Source organism: Rhodococcus sp. NPDC060090 (assembly GCF_042729855.1).
In the GTDB taxonomy this organism is placed as follows: Bacteria; Actinomycetota; Actinomycetes; order Mycobacteriales; family Mycobacteriaceae; genus Rhodococcus.
Genome location: NZ_JBHWXB010000030.1, coordinates 12313 through 29836, shown reverse-complemented (window position 1 = coordinate 29836; position 17524 = coordinate 12313). Strand labels below are relative to the sequence as shown.

Sequence of the window (17524 nt, the reverse complement as noted above, 5' to 3'; positions counted from 1 at the left end):
GACCGGAGTGACTCCCGGTCCGGCCGTTGCCGCGCTCAGAGACGCCACAGATGCTGCAGTCGAGGCCGCACGTCGATGGCGGGATCCAGCAGCGAAGCTGCGGCGCCAGAGGCGCCGCGCGCGTCGACGTGCCGGATTCTTCGGCGCGGCCGCCGGCACGTGGGGGGTCGGCACAGCCACTCTGCTGGCGGCGTCGGCCCCCGACTGGACGATCGTGGCCACCGGTGGCGCGACCGCGGTGTTTGCGGTTCCCGCGGCGTTCGCGGTGCGCCGGTTCCGCCGTCTCGACTCCGTGCCGATGCCGCCCTCGCTTCCGGGGCGCAGGTCGTTGCCGCCCGTGGGGTCGGTGGCCCGAGCGGCCATGGAACGGTTGTCGAACGACGAGCAGAGCCTTGCGCGGCTGCTCGCCGTGGTGTCGAAGTCGGGTGCGGTGGCAGGCGACGATCTCGAGGAGATCGGGGTGGCGGCGCGGTCGGCGTCCGCCGCGCTCGACAGCGTGGCCGACGACGTCGTGGCCCTCGAATCGGCAGCCCGCTCCAGTGCGGCCGCAGGAGCTCATCTCGGTCCCGCCATTGCGGCGGCAGGCGAGCGGCTCGACTCGGGCGTCGATCAGTACGAAAAGCTCGTGTCCGCTGCCGCGAAACTCGCCGCAGCGCCCGAACGAACCCGGTCGATGGAGCTACTCGACCGACATCGCTACGAACTCATCGACGCCTCGGATCGCCTGGAGAGCTGGGCACAGTCCTGGCGGGAGATCGAGCAGATCCAGCAGCGCCACCGGCACTGAACTGCCGTTCCGTTCCGGGACCTCGGGCATTCGAACCGGTCAGTCGTCGACACCACGTGCCGCGAGGGCCTCTCCCATGGCCTCTGCCGTCATGAGCGCACCCACCACGACGGGTACCACCAGAGCCCGCAACGAGAAGCCCAGCCCACGTGCTTTGCGCGCCTCGGTGACGCGGGCGACCATCGAACCGAGAAGCGGAATACAGCGGATCGTCATCACAAGGACGAGACCGACGCGATCCGGATCCACACCCAGCCGACGTAGCGGCCGCACGCCCGCGACGATCGCGTCGAGCATGTCCGTCATACGGGTGGTCAGCGTGACCAGCAGCGCGAGAGCAATCGCCAGGAACAACGCTCCGCAGATCACCACGGCACGTTCCCACCCCGCCACGATCACTTGGAACACCGCGATGATCCCGAGCATCCACAGCAGCGGTCGCAACTGCGTCACGGCAAGGCGTACCGGGATGCGGGCGAACGCGTACATACCCGCGACGACGACTGCGCAGGGAAGCACCTGCCACGGTTGCCGGATCCACAGGGTCAGGGCCACGATCGCGAGTGCGATGGCGACGAGCTTGACCCCCGCTGGTGTGCGATGCAGCAGCGAGGTTCCGGGATGGTGCAGCCCGACGATGCTCACCCGATGAGGTCCCGGTAGTACGTGATCGCCGGACTCGGTGCATCGTCGGCGACGATGCGGCCGGAGTCGACGACGAGGACCCGGTCGAAGTCGCTCAGTAGGTCGAGGTGGTGGGTCACGACCACCAGCTGCTGTTCGAGGCTCGCGAATGTCCGAGCGATCAGTTTGGTGTTGCGCAGGTCGAGGAGAGTGGTCGGTTCGTCCGCGACCAGGACCTGGGGGTCGGTGACCATGATCGCTGCGAGGGCGAGCAACTGTTTCTGGCCGCCCGACAGGAGATGACTCGGGTGATCGTGATGCGCGGCGAGGCCGAAGTCGTCGAGCACCTGCCGGACCCGCTCGTTGCGCTCGGCCTTGCCGAGCGAGCTACGCCGCAGAGAGAACGCGACGTCCTCCGAGACCGTCGGCATCACGATCTGGTGATCCGGATCGGTGAAGACGAACCCCACCCGCTTGCGCACCTCGCGGCCTTTACGGTCGGTGTCGAGTCCGTCGACGGACACGGAGCCGGAGGTGGGGACGACCAACCCGTTGATCATCCGCGCGAGCGTCGACTTCCCGCTGCCGTTCGCGCCGACGATTCCGATGCGCTGTTCGGTGAGGGTGACGTTCACGTCGTCGAGGACCGCGCGTTCACCGTAGGCGTGGCGGACCTGCTGGAATCGAATCTCACTCATCGGGTGGCTGCGGCGATCAGTGCGCGGGATCGGCTGTGGGGGCAGACCTGACCGGGGACATGAGCGGGGTCGGGTAGGCCCGGTGCACCTGAGCGGCGACGCCGGCGGCCACGACGGCCTTGACGAGGTCGCCCGGGAGGAACGTGACGTTGGCTGCGGCCGCGGCCCACACGGTCAGATCGGTTCGTAGCACCATGCCGGCGATTCCGAACACGTACAGCACCACGATGCCGCCGAGCACGTTCACCGCGATACCGGGTAGAACGCGGTAGCGGGGGAGCATGCGGGCGCTGAGCCAGCCGATCACCACGACCGCCGGGATCCAGCCGATCAGGAAACCTGCAGTGGGACCGGCAAGAGAGGTGAGTGTGGTCCGTCCACCTGCGAGTACCGGCAACGCAAGACCGAGCAGGATCACAGTCGACACCGACAGCACGCCCTTGCGCGCACCGAGCAGTGCGCCGGCGAGCATCACCCCGAGCGTCTGCAGGGTGATGGGTACACCCGAGGACCCGATCGATATCTGGCCAGGCAGACCGAGAGCGATGATGAGGGCGGCGAACACCGCGATCTGTGCCAGGTCGCGGGCGGAGGTGCGGGGGCTCGGGGACACGTTCACTCAGCTTCCGACAAGAGGAGGACCAAACCCGTAGAGCGTAGGCGTGGGCGGCGAGATCCGCACCACCACCCTGGGGAAACGCCGACCCCGAGAGGTACTCCAGGGTTCTGCGGGTATCCCCTGATCTTTCCCTGATCTATGCTTTGAGCTGCTGTTTTCCCGCCATCAACGTGTCAGGATCGTGTGAGTACGACACAGAACGTGCTCAGGCACGAGGTGGGAGAAGACGATGTTCTGGAAAATTATCGGAGTAGTGGTGCTCGTGTGGATCGGACTTGCGGTGATCGGTGCCGTGTTCGACCACCTGTTCGGGATCCTGGTATTGGGTGCGATCGCGTTCGGTGGCTACATGCTGTACAAGGCCATCTCGGGGGGAAATCGGCGCGACGACATCACGAGGGTCTGACCGAGACCGCATAGTGGACGCATGGAACATGTGCCGGAGGACTGGACCAGGGGAATTGTCGTCGTTGCTCATCCCGACGACATCGAGTACGGAGCGGCTGCCGCGGTGGCCCGGTGGACTCGGCAGGGCAAGGACATCCGGTACGTCCTCGCCACAAGCGGCGAGGCGGGGATAGCGGGCCTGCCGCCCGCGGAGTGCGGTCCGCTCCGGGAGGAAGAGGAGCGGGCATCGGCGGCGATCGTCGGAGTCGAGACCGTCGACTTCCTGGGTCATCCGGACGGGCGACTCGTTGCCGGACCGGAACTGCGGCGAGACCTGGCAGCGGCGATCCGACGGCATCGGCCCGAGATGGTCGTGACCGCGAACTTCGGACTCACCTGGTTCCCGGGAGCGCTGAACAGCGCCGATCATCGGGCGTTGGGCCTCAGTGTCCTCGACGCGGTATCCGATGCCGCCAACGAATGGATCTTCCCGGAGCTCACCGTGGAACAGGGGCTCGCGCCGTGGCAGGGAGTGCGGTGGGCGGCGGTCAACACCCCCGGCGCGACGCACGCAGTCGATGTCACCGACACCGTCGAGGTTGCGGTGGAGTCGCTCGCCGCGCACCGCCGGTACCTCGAGGCGCTCGCCGATACCGACGTGGTGGAGCAGGCCCGGGCGCAGGTCGAGATGGCGTCCGCGTCGCTACCCGGATTCCCTGCGCCCCACGCAGTGGGCTTCGATCTCTACACCTTCGTCGGCTAGACCTGCCAGCGGCTCGTCGCGTGACCGCGTGACCGCGTGCTCACGCTCGTGTGGCAGGCTGGGCAGATGCGAGTGGCATTGGTGGCCGGTCCCGATGCAGGGCATGCGATTCCGGCCATTGCGCTGAGCAAGCGCTTCGTCGAATCCGGTCACGAGGCGGTGCTCTTCACCGGCGAGCGCTGGTTCGACATCGTCGTGCCCGGCGTGACCGTGGCGCCCCTCGAGGGGCTGACACCGCGGCCGCAGGACAACGATGGCGATGCGGGTTCCAAGATCCACGCGAGGGCCGCGCACATCGCGAGCCTCCTGCTGCCCGGTCTCAGTGCGCTTCTACCGGACCTTGTCGTGTCCGACGTCATCACCGCGGGCGGGGGAATGGCTGCGGAGCGGCTCGGGATCCCGTGGGTCGAGTTGTCTCCGCATCCGCTGTACTTGCCGTCTCGTGGTCTGCCGCCGATCGGCAGCGGACTCGAGGTGGGGACGGGGCTGCGCGGCCGGGCCCGCGACGTGGTGCTGCGCGGACTCACGGCGCGGTCGTTGCGGCAGGGAGAACGGGAACGCTCTGCTGCGCGCGTCGGGATCGGTCTGCAGGCCCGGGATCCGGGCCCGAACGCCAGACTCATCGCGACCGTGCCCGCGCTCGAGGTGCCGCGACCCGATTGGCCGGCGAATGCCCACGTCGTGGGACCCTTGCACTGGGAACCGACCGACATCGTTCTCGAACCGCCTCCGGGCGACGGACCACTCGTGATGGTCGCGCCGTCGACGGCCACCACCGGAGTCGTCGGCATGCTCGACGCGGTGTGCGAGGGACTGGGCGGGCTGGGGATGCGTGTCGTGGCCACGATGCTCGATCCATCCGGGCAGGCGCTGCCCGACTGGGCGGTGGCAGGGCAGGGTCGTCAGGACGTCCTGCTCCACGACGCGGATGTCGTGGTGTGCGGTGGCGGGCACGGGATGCTCGCGAAGGCCTTGAGCGCCGGGGTGCCCGCGGTGATCGTGCCGGGTGAAGGCGATCAGTGGGAACTTGCGAATCGGGCCGCGCGGCAGGGGAGCGCCGTGGTGGTCCGGCCACTCGACGCTGTGGCGGTCCGGAACGCGGTCGAGACGATCCTGGCGGAACCGAGGTTCGCCGAGGCTGCTCGTCGCGCTGCAGTGACCGCTATGGACGTGCAGGATCCGGTCGCGGTGTGCCTCGACGCAGTTCGCTGACGCATGAACGTCGCTGTGGACGGTTCGGTCGGGCCGTTACGGTGGGGGCGTGCGATTGACGGAGTTCCACGAGATGATCCGAGACGAGTTCGGGCAGCTGTACGGCGATGCCCTGTTGCGTGACCACATACTGCTCGAGTTGGGCGGTCTCACCGCTGCGCAGGCGATCGAAGCAGGTCAGGAGCCTCGTGAGGTGTGGCGAGCGCTGTGTGAGGAGTTCGACGTACCTGCCGTGCGTCGTTGACCGAACACATTTGCGTGAATTCGAACAGATGTTCCCCTATGCTGGGGAGGCTCGGCGATGAAGTGCGTCTGTCCACAGGCGCCGTTTTCATCCACAGGTTCGGCGGGTCCGCGGTTGTGGCAGCGAAATGTGTCGGTGCCCGGATATAGCGTCGTAGACAAGTCAGGACGAGGCACGATGAAGGGGACCAAGATGGCAGCACAGGCACATGATCGCGAGAAGGCGCTCGAGCTCGCCCTGGCGCAGATCGACAAGAACTTCGGCAAGGGCTCCGTGATGCGACTGGGAGAGGACGCACGTCCTCCCATCGCCGTGATTCCGACCGGGTCGATTGCGCTCGACGTGGCACTCGGCATCGGCGGCCTGCCGCGTGGCCGTGTCGTCGAGATCTACGGTCCGGAGTCCTCGGGTAAAACCACGGTGGCGCTTCACGCGGTGGCCAACGCTCAGGCGGCCGGCGGCATCGCCGCATTTATCGACGCGGAGCACGCCCTCGACCCGGATTATGCGCGCAAGCTCGGTGTCGACACCGACGCCCTGCTCGTATCCCAGCCCGATACGGGCGAGCAGGCGCTCGAGATCGCCGACATGCTGATCCGCTCCGGTGCTCTCGACATCCTCGTCATCGACTCGGTCGCAGCCCTAGTGCCGCGCGCCGAGATCGAAGGCGAAATGGGCGACAGTCACGTCGGCCTGCAGGCCCGGCTCATGAGCCAGGCGCTGCGCAAGATGACGGGCGCGCTCAGCAACTCGGGCACCACCGCGATCTTCATCAACCAGCTGCGTGAAAAAATCGGAGTGATGTTCGGCTCCCCTGAAACAACCACGGGTGGAAAGGCTTTGAAGTTCTATGCCTCCATCCGACTCGACGTTCGGCGTATCGAGACGCTCAAGGACGGTGGCGATGCGGTAGGTAACCGCACCCGCGTCAAGGTCGTCAAGAACAAGGTGTCGCCGCCGTTCAAGCAGGCCGAGTTCGACATCCTGTACGGACAGGGCATCAGCAAGGAAGGATCGCTGATCGACATGGGTGTCGATCAGGGCTTCATCCGTAAGTCCGGTTCCTGGTACACGTACGAGGGCGACCAGCTCGGTCAGGGTAAGGAGAACGCCCGCAAGTTCCTCCTGGAGAACACCGACATCCGCGACGAGATCGAGAAGAAGATCAAGGAGAAGCTCGGCATCGGTGCAGTCGTGACCGATCCCGAAGCCGACGCGGAAGCCGACTTCTAGTCGCCGACTCGGACATCGACGGAGGCACGGACCGCAGGGTCTGTGCCTCCGTCCGTATCCGAGATGAAGGCGTGGCCGGGCAGCCGCGACAGTTCGGACAAACTCTGCGGTCGTTGATCTCGAAATGTAGTGTCACGCCTTGTGACCACACGACATTCAACAAGGATTGCTGTGCTGGCCGGGCTGGGCGCCGCAATCATGTTCGGTGCCACCGGAACCGCAGCCGCCGATCACACCGATTACCTGATCGTCCCCGGCCACACGTACACCCTCGGTGAAGGCAACGATCCGCTCTGCGCCGGCCAGGTCACCACGAGTATCCGATCTCCTCACGATCATCCCGCCACCGCGTTGGTGTCGATGACATTCGCGCCCTATCTCGGGACGGCGAGCGGAGGGAAGCCGACGTGCGCTGTGACCGCGTTGGTGAACTGGAACAACCTCGATACCGGGGCTTCAGGTTCGATTCCGGAGTACATGGTGAACCATTCGAGGGGCCTCGAGCCGAGTCATCAGGACGGTGGATACGTGGATATTCCTACGGGGCCGGGGCGGGTCGTCTTCACCATCGGCACGACGACTCTGCACCACATCGGAGCGGCGCCGCTCGAAGTGTTCGTCCCCTGAGTGCTCCGCCGGTCGTCTGGCAGCATCTGTGGGATGACGGTGCGTCCCCTACGGTTGGGTGTCTTCGGTGATTCCTTCGTCGCGGGTGTCGGAGATCCCGCGCATCGCGGTTGGGTGGGACGAGTCGCCGAGCTCGCGCTCCGCGAGTTGCCCGTCGACCTCACGGTCTACAACCTCGGTGTCCGGCGCGATACGTCCTCCGATGTGCGGGCGCGTTGGGAGAGCGAAGCGCTCGCCCGGTTTCCCCGTGAGTGCGACAACCGGGTGATCGTGTCGTTCGGTGTGAACGACACGACTCTGCAGGACGGCTCACTTCGCGTCGAGCCCGCGGAATCCGAATCCAATCTCGCCGCGATCCTCGATGATGCTGCGTCCCACGGATGGCCCACACTCGTGGTCGGGCCGCCACCGATTGCAGACGAACAGCAGAACACACGCACGGCGGCGCTCGACGAGCGGCTGGCTGCGCTGTGTCAGGGCCTCACGGTGCCCTACCTCCACACGTTCTCGCATCTTGCCGGCGCGACTTCGTGGATGAGGGAAGCAGTGCAGGGCGATGGTGCGCATCCGTCCGCGCAGGGCTACACCGACCTTGCCGGACTCGTGCGCGCGGACATCGCCGCCTGGCTCGGGACGCCGGCGGAATCGGTCGGTGGCCGCGTCTAGGGTTCTCGTCATGGACGATCCCGAAGATGTCGGACCATCCGAGAACGACGCGCGCACCGCACCCGGTGGTCGTCGGCGTCGGGCCCGCCCCGAACCGGGAGGCGGTACCGACGTACAGGCCAAGGATGTGTGTCTGAGGCTCCTCACCGACAGGGCCCGGAGTCGCGCCGAACTCGCCACCAAACTCGAGCAGAAGGGCTTCACAGCGGAGATCGCCGAGCGCACCCTCGATCGCCTCACCGAGGTGGGGCTGATCGACGACGCAGACTTCGCTCAGCAGTGGGCGCGATCGCGGCACCTGTACTCGGGCAAGGGGAAGCGCGCGATCGCACTGGAATTGCGACGTAAGGGCATCGACCAGCAGGACGCGGCCGATGCCCTCGACACGATCGACAGTGCTTCCGAACGGGAACGCGCCGTCGAGTTGGTGCGGAAGAAGCTCCGTACCCAGACGCCGCTACCCACCGAGGGCGACCGGCGCGAAATCGCAGCCGAACGAGACAAGGTGGTGCGGCGGCTCGTCGGGATGCTCGCCCGCCGTGGTTACGCACAGGGGATGGCCTTCGAGGTGGTTCGCGACGAACTCGGTGCATTCGAAGCCGACGCCGGCGAACCACTCGACTGAAGTTCTCAGCGCTACCTCACCGAGGCGGACCGGTGATATCCATACCGGGCACCGCCGCTACGGGCACCGGGGCGTCAGGCGCACCGCCCGGAGTGGCACCTCTCTTCTTGCTCGACCGCAGTCGCTTCTCGAGCCAGGTCGCGAAGCGGGTCAGCGCGCTGTTGAGGATGATCATGATCGCGGCAACCACCAGCAGCGACGGTAGGTAGTTCTGGAAGTACGCGCCGAGTTGCTGACCCGATCGCACCACTTCGACGTACCCGATGAGGTAGCCGAGTGCCGAGTCCTTGAGCGCGATCACCATCTGCGACACGATTGCCGGCAGCATCACCGTCACGGCTTGAGGCAGCAGGATCAGCCGCATGGTCTGGCCCTTGCGCAGACCGATGGCAGATGCTGCTTCGGTCTGGCCCTTCGGCAGCGAGTTGATACCTGCACGCACGATCTCGGCGATCACCGATCCGTTGTAGAGCGTCAGACCGGTCACGACTGCGGCGAGCGCAAGATAGTCGGACTTGAACAACCGGTACTCGGCGAACACCTGGTACGCGAAGATCATCAGGATCAGCACGGGGATCGCGCGGAACAGTTCGACGATGAAGCCGGACACCATCCGAATGGGGCGATGTTCCGACAGGCGCCCGATGCCCAGTACTGCGCCCAGGATCAAGGCGAGCACGATCGACAGGGCAGCGGCGATGAGCGTGCCCCGGATACCGGGGATCAGATAGGTCGTCCAGCTCGAGGACTCGAGGAACGGTTCCCACTTCGCTGCAGTTAGCTGACCCTGATCGTCCAGCGCGCGGTACACGACGTACGCGATGACCACGAGGACGACGGCCACGACGACGGACAGCACGCGGTACAGCGCGCGTGCCTTCGGACCGGGAGCATCGTAGAGAACAGTGCCTTCCGAACTCATCGGGCCACCTCGAATCGCTTGCTGAGCCAGCCGAACAGCAGGCCGGTCGGGAGGGTCAGGATCACGAAGCCCACTGCGAAGATTCCACCGATGACGAAGATGGCCGCCTCGTTCTCGATCATCGTCTTCATCAGCAGCGACGCCTCGGCCACCCCGATCACGGACGCGATGGTCGAGTTCTTGGTGAGTGCGATGAGCACGGAACCCAGCGGCGCGATGACCGCGCGGAATGCCTGCGGCAGCACGATGAACCGGAGATTCTGACTGAACGTCAGCCCGAGCGACCGGCCGGCCTCGGACTGCCCGAGGTTGACGGTATTGATGCCGGAGCGCAGTGATTCGCATACGAACGCCGCGGTGTACACGGTCAACCCGAGGACTGCGAGCCGGAAGTTGTTGTCAACCAGGAATGTCGGTGACGACTGCGGTGCGAGATGGATCTGGAGCGTCTGCGACAGGCCGAACAGGCAGAAGATGATGATCAGTGTCAGTGGAGTATTCCGGAAGATCGTGACGTACGCCGTGCCGACGGCCCGGGCGACGGGAATCGGCGACACACGCATGGCGGCAAGGATCGTTCCGAGGATCAGCGAACCGATCGCGGACAATACCGTCAGCTGGATTGTCGTCCAGAATGCTTCGAGCAGCTGACTGCCGTACTTACTCAGCAGATCCACAGGTCAACTCCGGGGACGAGGGGACGGGAGACGATGGCGGCGGGCCCGGCCGGTCCGTGATCTCGTCACGAACCGGCCGAACGCACCTCGGGATGCGGCGCCGGATCAGTACCGATCGACGGTCGGCGGCTCCGGCAGCGGGTAACCCGATGCGCCGACGGTTTCCTCGAAGGCCTCCGCCCAGGCTCCGCTCGAGATCATTTCCTCGATCGCATCGTTGATGGCGGTCCGCGACGCGTCGTCGCCCTTGGCCAAGCCGATGCCGTACAGCTCCTCGGTGAACGGCTCACCGACCACCTTGAAGTCGCCGGGGCTCTGCGCTGCGTAGCCCGCGAGGATGATGTCGTCGGTGGTCACCGCATCGACCGCCCGGTTGCGCAGCGCTTCGACGCAGGCGGAGTAGGTGTCGAACTCCTGCAGCTGCACATCCTGTGCGTAGGTGTCCTTCACGTTCTGGGCCGGCGTCGAGCCTGTCACCGAGCACAGGCGCTTGCCGCCGTTGAGCGATTCCGGACCGGTGATCTCGGCTTCGTCGGCGCGCACCAGCAGCGACTGGCCCGCGACGAAATACGGACCTGCGAAATCGACCTTCTCCTTGCGGGAATCGGTGATGGAGTAGGTCGCGACGATGTAGTCGACCTCGCCGTTCTGGATCAGTGTTTCGCGCTGAGCCGACGGCGACTCCTTGAACTCGATGTTCTCCTCGGATACTCCGAGTTGCCCGGCCACATACTTGGCGACCTCGACATCGAATCCGCTGAACGTGCCGTCAGGGTTGCGCAGACCGAGACCGGGCTGGTCGAACTTGATGCCGACCACGAGGGTGCCGTTCTCCGCGGAGGATGTGACACTGCGGGTTTCGTCGCCACCACACGCCGTGGCGGCGAGGGCAACGGCGATCGCGCCGATGCCGAAGCGGATCGAGCGGGACATTTTCATCGAGTACCTCCGGTTGTGGTGTTCGATCGGGGCTGTCGTAGAACTGGTGGCTCGAGGATCTTGACTGCTCAGTGACTGAGAATCTTGCCCAGGAAATCCTTGGCCCGATCGGAGGTCGGAGCGGTGAAGAACGTGGTGGGGTCGGTGTCCTCGACGATCCGGCCGTCGGCCATGAACAACACCCGGTCGCCGGCTTTGCGGGCGAAGCCCATCTCGTGAGTGACGACGACCATCGTCATGCCTTCCTTCGCGAGCGAAGTCATCACATCGAGCACCTCCTGGACCATCTCGGGGTCGAGTGCGGAGGTCGGCTCGTCGAACAGCATCACCTTCGGATCCATAGCGAGTGCGCGGGCGATCGCGACACGTTGCTGCTGGCCGCCGGAAAGCTGTGCGGGGTACTTCTCGGCCTGGTTCGCTATGCCGACGCGGTCGAGCAACCGCAGGGCGTTCTCCTGTGCCACGTCCTTCTTCTGCTTGCGGACCTTGAGCGGCCCCAGCATCACGTTCTCGAGGATGGTCTTGTGCGCGAAAAGATTGAACGACTGGAACACCATGCCGACATCGGCCCGCAGCGCTGCCAAAGCCTTGCCTTCGGCCGGGAGGGCCTTACCGTCGACCCGGATCTCGCCGGAGTCGATCGGTTCGAGCCGATTGATCGTCCGGCACAGCGTGGACTTCCCTGATCCCGACGGACCCACCACGATGACCACCTGGCCGGACGGAACCGTGATGTCGATGTCCTGGAGGACGTGCAGAGCACCGAAGTGTTTGTTCACGTTCGTCATCGTGATCATCGGGGTCGTGCCGCCTGATTTCCCCGAAGGCCCCGATTCCCCCGAAGGCTGAGCCGAACCCACGTCCGCTGGTGTCATGATCAAGACCCTAGGCGGTCACTGTCCGGAACCTCCACATTTCGTCCCATCGACATACAACTTTTACAGCGTCGCGGTCGCGAGACCAGAACGTCTCTGTCCGAGCACCGAAGTGGCGCGGCGCACCCGGTCACCGCCGGTACGGTCGGTTATTCTCGTGAGCTACCCTGAGACGTGTCATTGATCGACGATGTTGCCCCGAACACAGGTGCCCGGACCTACGAGGTCCGCACCTACGGCTGCCAGATGAACGTGCACGATTCGGAGCGTTTGTCCGGCCTGTTGGAAGACGCCGGATTCATCCGCGCCGAGCTCGGCGCGTCGCCCGACCTGGTGGTCTTCAACACCTGCGCGGTTCGTGAAAACGCCGACAACAAGCTGTACGGCAACCTGAGTCATCTCCGGCCGGTCAAGGACGAGAACCCGAACATGCAGATCGCGGTCGGGGGTTGTCTTGCGCAGAAGGACCGCGCCACCGTCGTGAAGAAGGCACCGTGGGTCGATGTGGTGTTCGGCACCCACAACATCGGAAACCTCCCGGCGCTCCTCGACCGCGCACGCCACAATCGGAAGGCCGAAGTCGAGATCCTCGACTCACTCGAAGCGTTCCCCTCGACGCTCCCGGCGAAGCGCGAATCGCCCTACGCAGGATGGGTGTCGATCTCGGTCGGATGCAACAACACGTGCACCTTCTGCATCGTCCCCGCACTGCGCGGCAAAGAGGTCGATCGCCGGCCCGGCGACATTCTCGCCGAGGTGCAGGCCCTCGTCGACGAGGGCGTTCTCGAAGTAACTCTGCTCGGACAGAACGTCAACTCGTACGGGCGTTCCTTCGCCGACCCCGAGCAACCCCGCGACCGCGGCGCGTTCGCGTCGTTGCTCCGTGCGTGCGGCGACATCGACGGTCTCGAACGTGTGCGGTTCACCTCGCCGCACCCCGCCGAGTTCACCGACGATGTCATCGAAGCAATGGCGTCGACGCCGAACGTCTGCCCCCAGCTCCACATGCCGCTGCAGTCCGGCAGCGACAGGATCTTGCGCGCAATGCGTCGGTCGTACCGCAAGGACAAGTTCCTCGGCATCATCGAGCGGGTCCGTGCGGTCATGCCGCACGCGGCCATCACCACCGACATCATCGTCGGATTCCCCGGTGAAACCGAAGAGGACTTCCAGGACACCCTCGACGTCGTCGAAAAGGCGCGGTTCACCAGTGCCTTCACGTTCCAGTACTCCAAGCGCCCCGGCACACCCGCCGCAGACATGGAAGAACAGCTCCCGAAGGCAGTCGTCCAGGAGCGGTACGAGCGGTTGATTGCGCTGCAGGAGCGCATCACCCTCGAAGAGAACCGCACACTCGTCGGCACCGAGGTCGAACTCCTCGTCGCGGCGGGTGAAGGGCGCAAGAATGCGGCAACCGCCCGGATGAGCGGTCGCGCACGCGACGGGCGACTCGTGCACTTCCGGCCCGAAGGGAACATCGACACCGCAGTCCGGCCCGGCGATATCGTCACGATCGTCGTCAGCGCCGCAGCACCGCACCACCTCGTCGCCGACACCCCGATCCTCACCCACCGCCGCACACGCGCGGGCGACCACTTCGAACAGGGGCGCCTGCCCAAGACGAAACCGATCGGCGTGGGACTCGGCCTGCCGAGTATCGGTGCCCCCGAACCCTTACCGACACAGATGGGATGCAACGCATGACCACGGGTGACAACAGTGGCCGGATGAGCGACCACGGGCTCAGGGAGGCCCGCGCCGATCTGGAAGCGGCCGAACGCAGGATCGCAAATGAGATCGATCCCGGCGCCCGAGCGATGTTCGTCGCGGTTGCGGTGCTCGTACTGCTCGGTTCGTTCAGCCTCCCGCACGCCGGCGCCGCCAACGGGTGGGAGGTGCTCTCGTTCGCCTCCGACGCGGCGGCAGAGTCGATCGCGCTTCCGTCCCGCATCTTCCTGTGGCTCACTCTCGTCTTCGGAGCGGTCGCCTCGATCCTCGCGCTCGTGACCCGCAAATGGTTCCTCGCATGGGCCGCGGCAGCCGGATCCGCGGTGTCGATCATCTTCGGGTTGCTCACGGTGTGGTCTCGTCAGACACTCCCGGTCGATTCCGGCGCGTCCGGACCCGGAATCGGCGTGTTCATCGGCTGGCTCGCCGTGATGGTCCTGACCTTCCACTGGGTCAAGGTGGCCTGGTCCCGCACCTCCGCGCAGCTCGAGGCCGAGGCCGAGCTGCGGCGTGTCGCCGAAGAGGACGACCGTCGGGGAATGTTCGGCGGACATTTGAAGTAGGCCGCTCACAGACGAGACGAGCCCCGTTCGCCCGGCGTCCTGCCGGCACGAACGGGGCTCGCTCTGGTGTGAGGACGTGGTCAGCGTTCGCCGACGGCGCCTTCCGCGGCTTCCGCCCACTCCCGCCACTGTGCGGCCTGCGCGAGCGCCGCATCGGCATCCTTGGTGCGGCCCTTCGCCCGGGCCTTCTCCGCCTGCTCCTCGAACTGCTGGACTCGTTCGCGGAACTGCGCGGCACGGGCCAGCGCTTCCGGATCGGTACGCCGCCACTCGGTGTCGGACGCTTCGCGGACGCGCTTCTCGATCGCGCGCAAGCGGCCCTCGAGATCCTGCATCCGGTCGCGCGGAACCTTGCCGATCGCCTCCCACCGCTCCTGCAGTTCGCGCAGTCGGGTACGAGCCGCCTCCAGGCCCGCCGCCGGATCGATGGTCGCCGCCGACTCGAGCAGAGCCTCCTTCGCGCGGGCATTGTCCTCGAACTCGGCGTCGCGTTCGGCGGACGCGGCATTGCGCGCGGCGAAGAAGACGTCCTGCGCGCCCTTGAACCGCTTCCACAGCTGGTCGTCGGCTTCGCGCGGGGCACGTCCCGACGCCTTCCACTCGGCAAGCAGATCCCGGAAGGCTGCGGCGGTTGCACCCCAGTCGGTCGAATCCTGCAGTGCCTCGGCGCGCACGACGAGTTCTTCCTTCTTGGTCTTCGCCGAGGCCCGTTCACGATCGAGCTCGGCGAAGTGAGCTCCACGGCGACGGTTGAAGGCCTCTCGCGCCTTCGAATACCGGCGCCACAGCACGTCGTCGGTCTTGCGGTCGACACCGCGGATCGACTTCCACTCATCGAGGATCTCGCGCAGGCGGTCGCCCGCGGCCTTCCAATGCGTCGAGTCGGCGCCGATCTCCTCGGCTTCGGCCGCGAGCGCTTCCTTGCGGGCGGTGGCCTCCGCGCGGTGCTGTTCCTTCTCCTGTTTCTGGGCGACCGCGGCCTTCTCGGACTCCTCGATCACCCCTGCCAATCGTGTCGCGAGAGCGTCCAGGTCACCGATCACCGCGACAGTCGGCAACGACTCGATGAGCGCCTCGGCCGCCACACGGGTCTTCTTGGCATCACCGGAGCCCGACGCAAGACGCGTCTCCAACAGCGCGACCTCGGTAGCGAGGTCGTCGTAGCGCCGACCGAAGTGCTCGAGGCCCTCGGCGGCGTTGCCTGCCTGCCACGAACCGATGCACCGCTCGCCGTCGGCGGTCAGAACCCATGCGGTGCCGTCGTCGTCGACTCGTCCGAACTTGCTCGGATCGCTCGCCGGAACTGCAGGAGCGTGCGGATGCGTCTGACCCGGGACCGGATGCGGTTTGGGTTGGGCGTGCTCCGAATCGGAATGCTCCGCGTCGGACGCATGCTCGGCCGGTGCGGGTTTCGGCGCTCCCGGACGTGGGGCGCCGGGCTTCGGGGGAGCCGGACGCGGCGGTGTGCCGGACACCTGCTGGGGTGTCGGGTCCTGTGCGTTCGGGTCGGTCATCGCTACCTCATCTCTGCCGCGCGGCACGGCTGCCTGATCGCATCGCTTACCGCAGGTCCGGTCACGGGCATCCGTGATCACGTCCGCCCCTATTGAAACAGGTCGCGCGGCTGCGGGGCTCCGGGTCCGGTCGACTACCGTGGCCGATGTGTTGATCGCTGCGGTGTTCGTGCCTTCCCCGCCTCTTCTCGTGCCCGAATTGGTTGGGCTCGCTGCTTCCGAGACCGACGACCTACGACACGCTGTACTCGACGCGGCGCGCCGGATCGGTGACGCCGACGAATGGATCGTGGTGGGCGCGGAAGCGGGAGCGGCGGACGTCCCGTCCGATGCCGTCGGCACGTTCCGCGGATTCGGTGCCGATGTCCGTGTTGCCCTCGCACCGGCAAGCGGTGCTACCACCGGCATACCCGACGCCGGCATGCCGCTCACCGCGCTCATCGCCGGATGGCTTCGCGAGCGCACAGCAACCGGAGCCCGTGCCGACGTGCATGTCCTCGCTCACGACACGGATCCGGCCGAGTGCGCACAACTGGGAAAGACGTTACGAGCACGCCTCGACGCCGACGCGACACGACGCGGGTTGCTCGTCGTCGCCGACGGCGCCGCAACACTGACAGCGAAGGCACCCGGCGCATTCGACGAGAGGTCCGCCGCGGTCGAAGAGAGTCTGGGTGCAGCTCTCGCCGCAGGAGATCCGCACGGTCTGGCCGCTCTCGACGGCAGAGTGTGCGAAGAGATCGCGCTCGGGGGTCGTGCCGCGTGGCAGGTCCTCGCCGGGGCGTTCACCGAGCCCCCGTCCGAAGCGACGATCGAGTACAGCGCTGCACCGTACGGTGTGGGATATCACGTGGGGATCTGGCGCCCGTGAGCACTCCGGGACACCCCCGCCCGATCGCTGTGGTGGGCCCGACCGCCACCGGAAAGTCGGATCTCGGTTTGGACCTCGCGGAAGCACTCGACGGCGAGATCGTCAACATCGACGCGATGCAGCAGTACCGCGGCATGAACATCGGCACCGCGAAACTGCCGATCGACGAGCGGCGCGGCATCGCGCATCACCAGTTGGACGTCCTCGATGTAACGGAGACCGCGACGGTCGCGCGCTACCAGGAGGCTGCCGCCGCCGACGTCGAACGCATCCTCGCGAGTGGCCGAGTGCCGATCGTCGTCGGTGGGTCGATGATGTACGTGCAGTCCCTGCTCGACGAGTGGCAGTTCCCCGCGACCGACCCCGAGGTCCGCGCGAAATGGGAAGCCGTTCTCGCCGACGGGGGAGTGGCCGCTGTGCACGAAGCGCTACGCAGGGCCGACCCCGCGGCGGCCGAGACGATCCTGCCGACAGACGGGCGACGTATCGTCCGCGCGCTGGAAGTCGTCGAACTGACCGGTCTTCCCTTCGCGGCGTCGCAACCGACCGTCGGCGACCCACGATGGGGCACGGTCATCCTCGGCGTCGACCGCGACACGACGGTCCTCGACGAGCGCATCGCGAAGCGCACCGATCTCATGTTCGAACTCGGACTCGTCGACGAGGTGCACGCACTGGTCGACCGCGGACTGCGCGAGGGCGTCACGGCGCCCCGCGCGATCGGATACGCACAGGTCCTCGCGTATCTGGAGGGCGAGTACGACCTCGACCACGCCCGCGAACGGACGTTCATCGGAACCAGGCGGTATGTCCGTCGGCAGCGGTCGTGGTTCCGCCGCGACCACCGGATTCATTGGCTCGACGGAGCCGAACCGAACTTGACCGCCGACGGGCTGCGGGTCGTCGAGTCCTGCACCGACGGAGAGCGGCGCCCTCGCTAAGGTTGACGG

21 protein-coding genes are annotated in these 17524 nt (G+C 66.3%); 13 read left to right on the top strand and 8 right to left on the bottom strand.

Going from position 1 to position 17524, the window contains the following annotated elements; genetic code table 11:
• Nucleotides 1–787, top strand: a 787-nt coding sequence (locus ACFWCF_RS25715; RefSeq protein ID WP_378567789.1) for a hypothetical protein, incomplete at its 5' end; no start/stop codon positions are given.
• A gap of 39 nt (nt 788–826) precedes the next feature.
• Here ACFWCF_RS25715 and ACFWCF_RS25710 read toward each other — a convergent pair.
• From ACFWCF_RS25710 to ACFWCF_RS25700, 3 genes are read right to left on the bottom strand one after another with little or no spacing between them, the layout of a single operon-like run.
• Complete coding sequence (locus tag ACFWCF_RS25710; RefSeq protein WP_378567786.1) at nt 827–1432, bottom strand: energy-coupling factor transporter transmembrane component T family protein; 606 nt, start codon at nt 1430–1432, stop codon at nt 827–829.
• Nucleotides 1429–2109: an energy-coupling factor ABC transporter ATP-binding protein gene (locus ACFWCF_RS25705; protein WP_378567783.1), complete on the bottom strand. Its 681-nt coding sequence runs from the start codon at nt 2107–2109 to the stop codon at nt 1429–1431. The genes ACFWCF_RS25710 and ACFWCF_RS25705 overlap by 4 nt, the downstream gene beginning before the upstream one ends.
• Before the next feature lie 16 nt (nt 2110–2125).
• Nucleotides 2126–2722, bottom strand: coding sequence for a biotin transporter BioY (locus ACFWCF_RS25700; protein WP_378567780.1), 597 nt, complete (start codon nt 2720–2722; stop codon nt 2126–2128).
• Between the two features lie 235 nt (nt 2723–2957).
• Between ACFWCF_RS25700 and ACFWCF_RS25695 the strand changes: the two genes are divergently transcribed.
• From ACFWCF_RS25695 to recX, 8 genes are all read left to right on the top strand, one after another.
• Nucleotides 2958–3134, top strand: a complete 177-nt coding sequence (locus tag ACFWCF_RS25695; protein ID WP_378567777.1) for a hypothetical protein — start codon at nt 2958–2960, stop codon at nt 3132–3134.
• A gap of 21 nt (nt 3135–3155) precedes the next feature.
• Nucleotides 3156–3878, top strand: a complete 723-nt coding sequence (locus ACFWCF_RS25690; protein ID WP_378567774.1) for a PIG-L deacetylase family protein — start codon at nt 3156–3158, stop codon at nt 3876–3878.
• Between the two features lie 66 nt (nt 3879–3944).
• Entirely contained in the window at nt 3945–5090 is a 1146-nt protein-coding gene (locus tag ACFWCF_RS25685) for a glycosyltransferase (RefSeq protein ID WP_378567771.1), read from the top strand.
• Between the two features lie 49 nt (nt 5091–5139).
• Nucleotides 5140–5334 carry a DUF3046 domain-containing protein gene (locus ACFWCF_RS25680; RefSeq protein ID WP_378567768.1) on the top strand — a complete coding sequence of 65 codons (195 nt, stop codon included), beginning with the start codon at nt 5140–5142 and terminating at the stop codon, nt 5332–5334.
• 192 nt (nt 5335–5526) lie between these two features.
• Complete coding sequence (recA, locus tag ACFWCF_RS25675; protein ID WP_378567765.1) at nt 5527–6567, top strand: recombinase RecA; 1041 nt, start codon at nt 5527–5529, stop codon at nt 6565–6567.
• Between the two features lie 141 nt (nt 6568–6708).
• The gene (locus ACFWCF_RS25670; RefSeq protein WP_378567762.1) at nt 6709–7194 is read left to right on the top strand and encodes a hypothetical protein; all 486 of its coding nucleotides are present in this window, start codon (nt 6709–6711) and stop codon (nt 7192–7194) included.
• A 33-nt stretch (nt 7195–7227) separates the two neighbouring features.
• Complete coding sequence (locus ACFWCF_RS25665) at nt 7228–7860, top strand: GDSL-type esterase/lipase family protein (RefSeq protein WP_378567759.1); 633 nt, start codon at nt 7228–7230, stop codon at nt 7858–7860.
• Nucleotides 7847–8485, top strand: a complete 639-nt coding sequence (gene recX, locus ACFWCF_RS25660; RefSeq protein WP_378567756.1) for a recombination regulator RecX — start codon at nt 7847–7849, stop codon at nt 8483–8485. The genes ACFWCF_RS25665 and recX overlap by 14 nt, the downstream gene beginning before the upstream one ends.
• Nucleotides 8486–8501: 16 nt before the next feature.
• On the opposite strand, the gene ACFWCF_RS25655 is transcribed toward recX, so the two are convergent.
• The 4 genes from ACFWCF_RS25655 to ACFWCF_RS25640 form a co-directional block, all read right to left on the bottom strand.
• Nucleotides 8502–9407, bottom strand: coding sequence for an amino acid ABC transporter permease (locus ACFWCF_RS25655; RefSeq protein WP_378567753.1), 906 nt, complete (start codon nt 9405–9407; stop codon nt 8502–8504).
• On the bottom strand, nt 9404–10084 hold the full coding sequence (locus ACFWCF_RS25650) for an amino acid ABC transporter permease (RefSeq protein WP_378567750.1): 681 nt from the start codon (nt 10082–10084) through the stop codon (nt 9404–9406). Before ACFWCF_RS25650 ends, ACFWCF_RS25655 begins: the two co-directional genes overlap by 4 nt.
• A gap of 105 nt (nt 10085–10189) precedes the next feature.
• Nucleotides 10190–11023: a glutamate ABC transporter substrate-binding protein gene (locus ACFWCF_RS25645; protein WP_378567747.1), complete on the bottom strand. Its 834-nt coding sequence runs from the start codon at nt 11021–11023 to the stop codon at nt 10190–10192.
• 68 nt (nt 11024–11091) lie between these two features.
• On the bottom strand, nt 11092–11820 hold the full coding sequence (locus ACFWCF_RS25640) for an amino acid ABC transporter ATP-binding protein (RefSeq protein ID WP_378567795.1): 729 nt from the start codon (nt 11818–11820) through the stop codon (nt 11092–11094).
• Between the two features lie 252 nt (nt 11821–12072).
• On the opposite strand from ACFWCF_RS25640, the gene miaB reads away from it, so the two are divergent.
• Nucleotides 12073–13602, top strand: coding sequence for a tRNA (N6-isopentenyl adenosine(37)-C2)-methylthiotransferase MiaB (gene miaB / locus ACFWCF_RS25635; protein WP_378567744.1), 1530 nt, complete (start codon nt 12073–12075; stop codon nt 13600–13602).
• The gene (locus ACFWCF_RS25630; RefSeq protein ID WP_378491104.1) at nt 13590–14189 is read left to right on the top strand and encodes a hypothetical protein; all 600 of its coding nucleotides are present in this window, start codon (nt 13590–13592) and stop codon (nt 14187–14189) included. The genes miaB and ACFWCF_RS25630 overlap by 13 nt, the downstream gene beginning before the upstream one ends.
• Nucleotides 14190–14269: 80 nt before the next feature.
• Here ACFWCF_RS25630 and ACFWCF_RS25625 read toward each other — a convergent pair whose 3' ends face one another.
• Entirely contained in the window at nt 14270–15703 is a 1434-nt protein-coding gene (locus ACFWCF_RS25625; protein ID WP_378567741.1) for a DUF349 domain-containing protein, read from the bottom strand.
• 139 nt (nt 15704–15842) lie between these two features.
• On the opposite strand from ACFWCF_RS25625, the gene ACFWCF_RS25620 reads away from it, so the two are divergent.
• Both ACFWCF_RS25620 and miaA read left to right on the top strand, forming a co-directional pair.
• A complete protein-coding gene (locus ACFWCF_RS25620) occupies nt 15843–16574 on the top strand; it encodes a hypothetical protein (protein ID WP_378567738.1) in 732 nt (243 codons plus the stop codon).
• Nucleotides 16562–17515 (top strand): tRNA (adenosine(37)-N6)-dimethylallyltransferase MiaA, encoded by a 954-nt coding sequence (gene miaA / locus ACFWCF_RS25615; RefSeq protein ID WP_378567792.1) that lies wholly within the window; start codon nt 16562–16564, stop codon nt 17513–17515. Before ACFWCF_RS25620 ends, miaA begins: the two co-directional genes overlap by 13 nt.
• Nucleotides 17516–17524 lie beyond the last annotated feature (9 nt).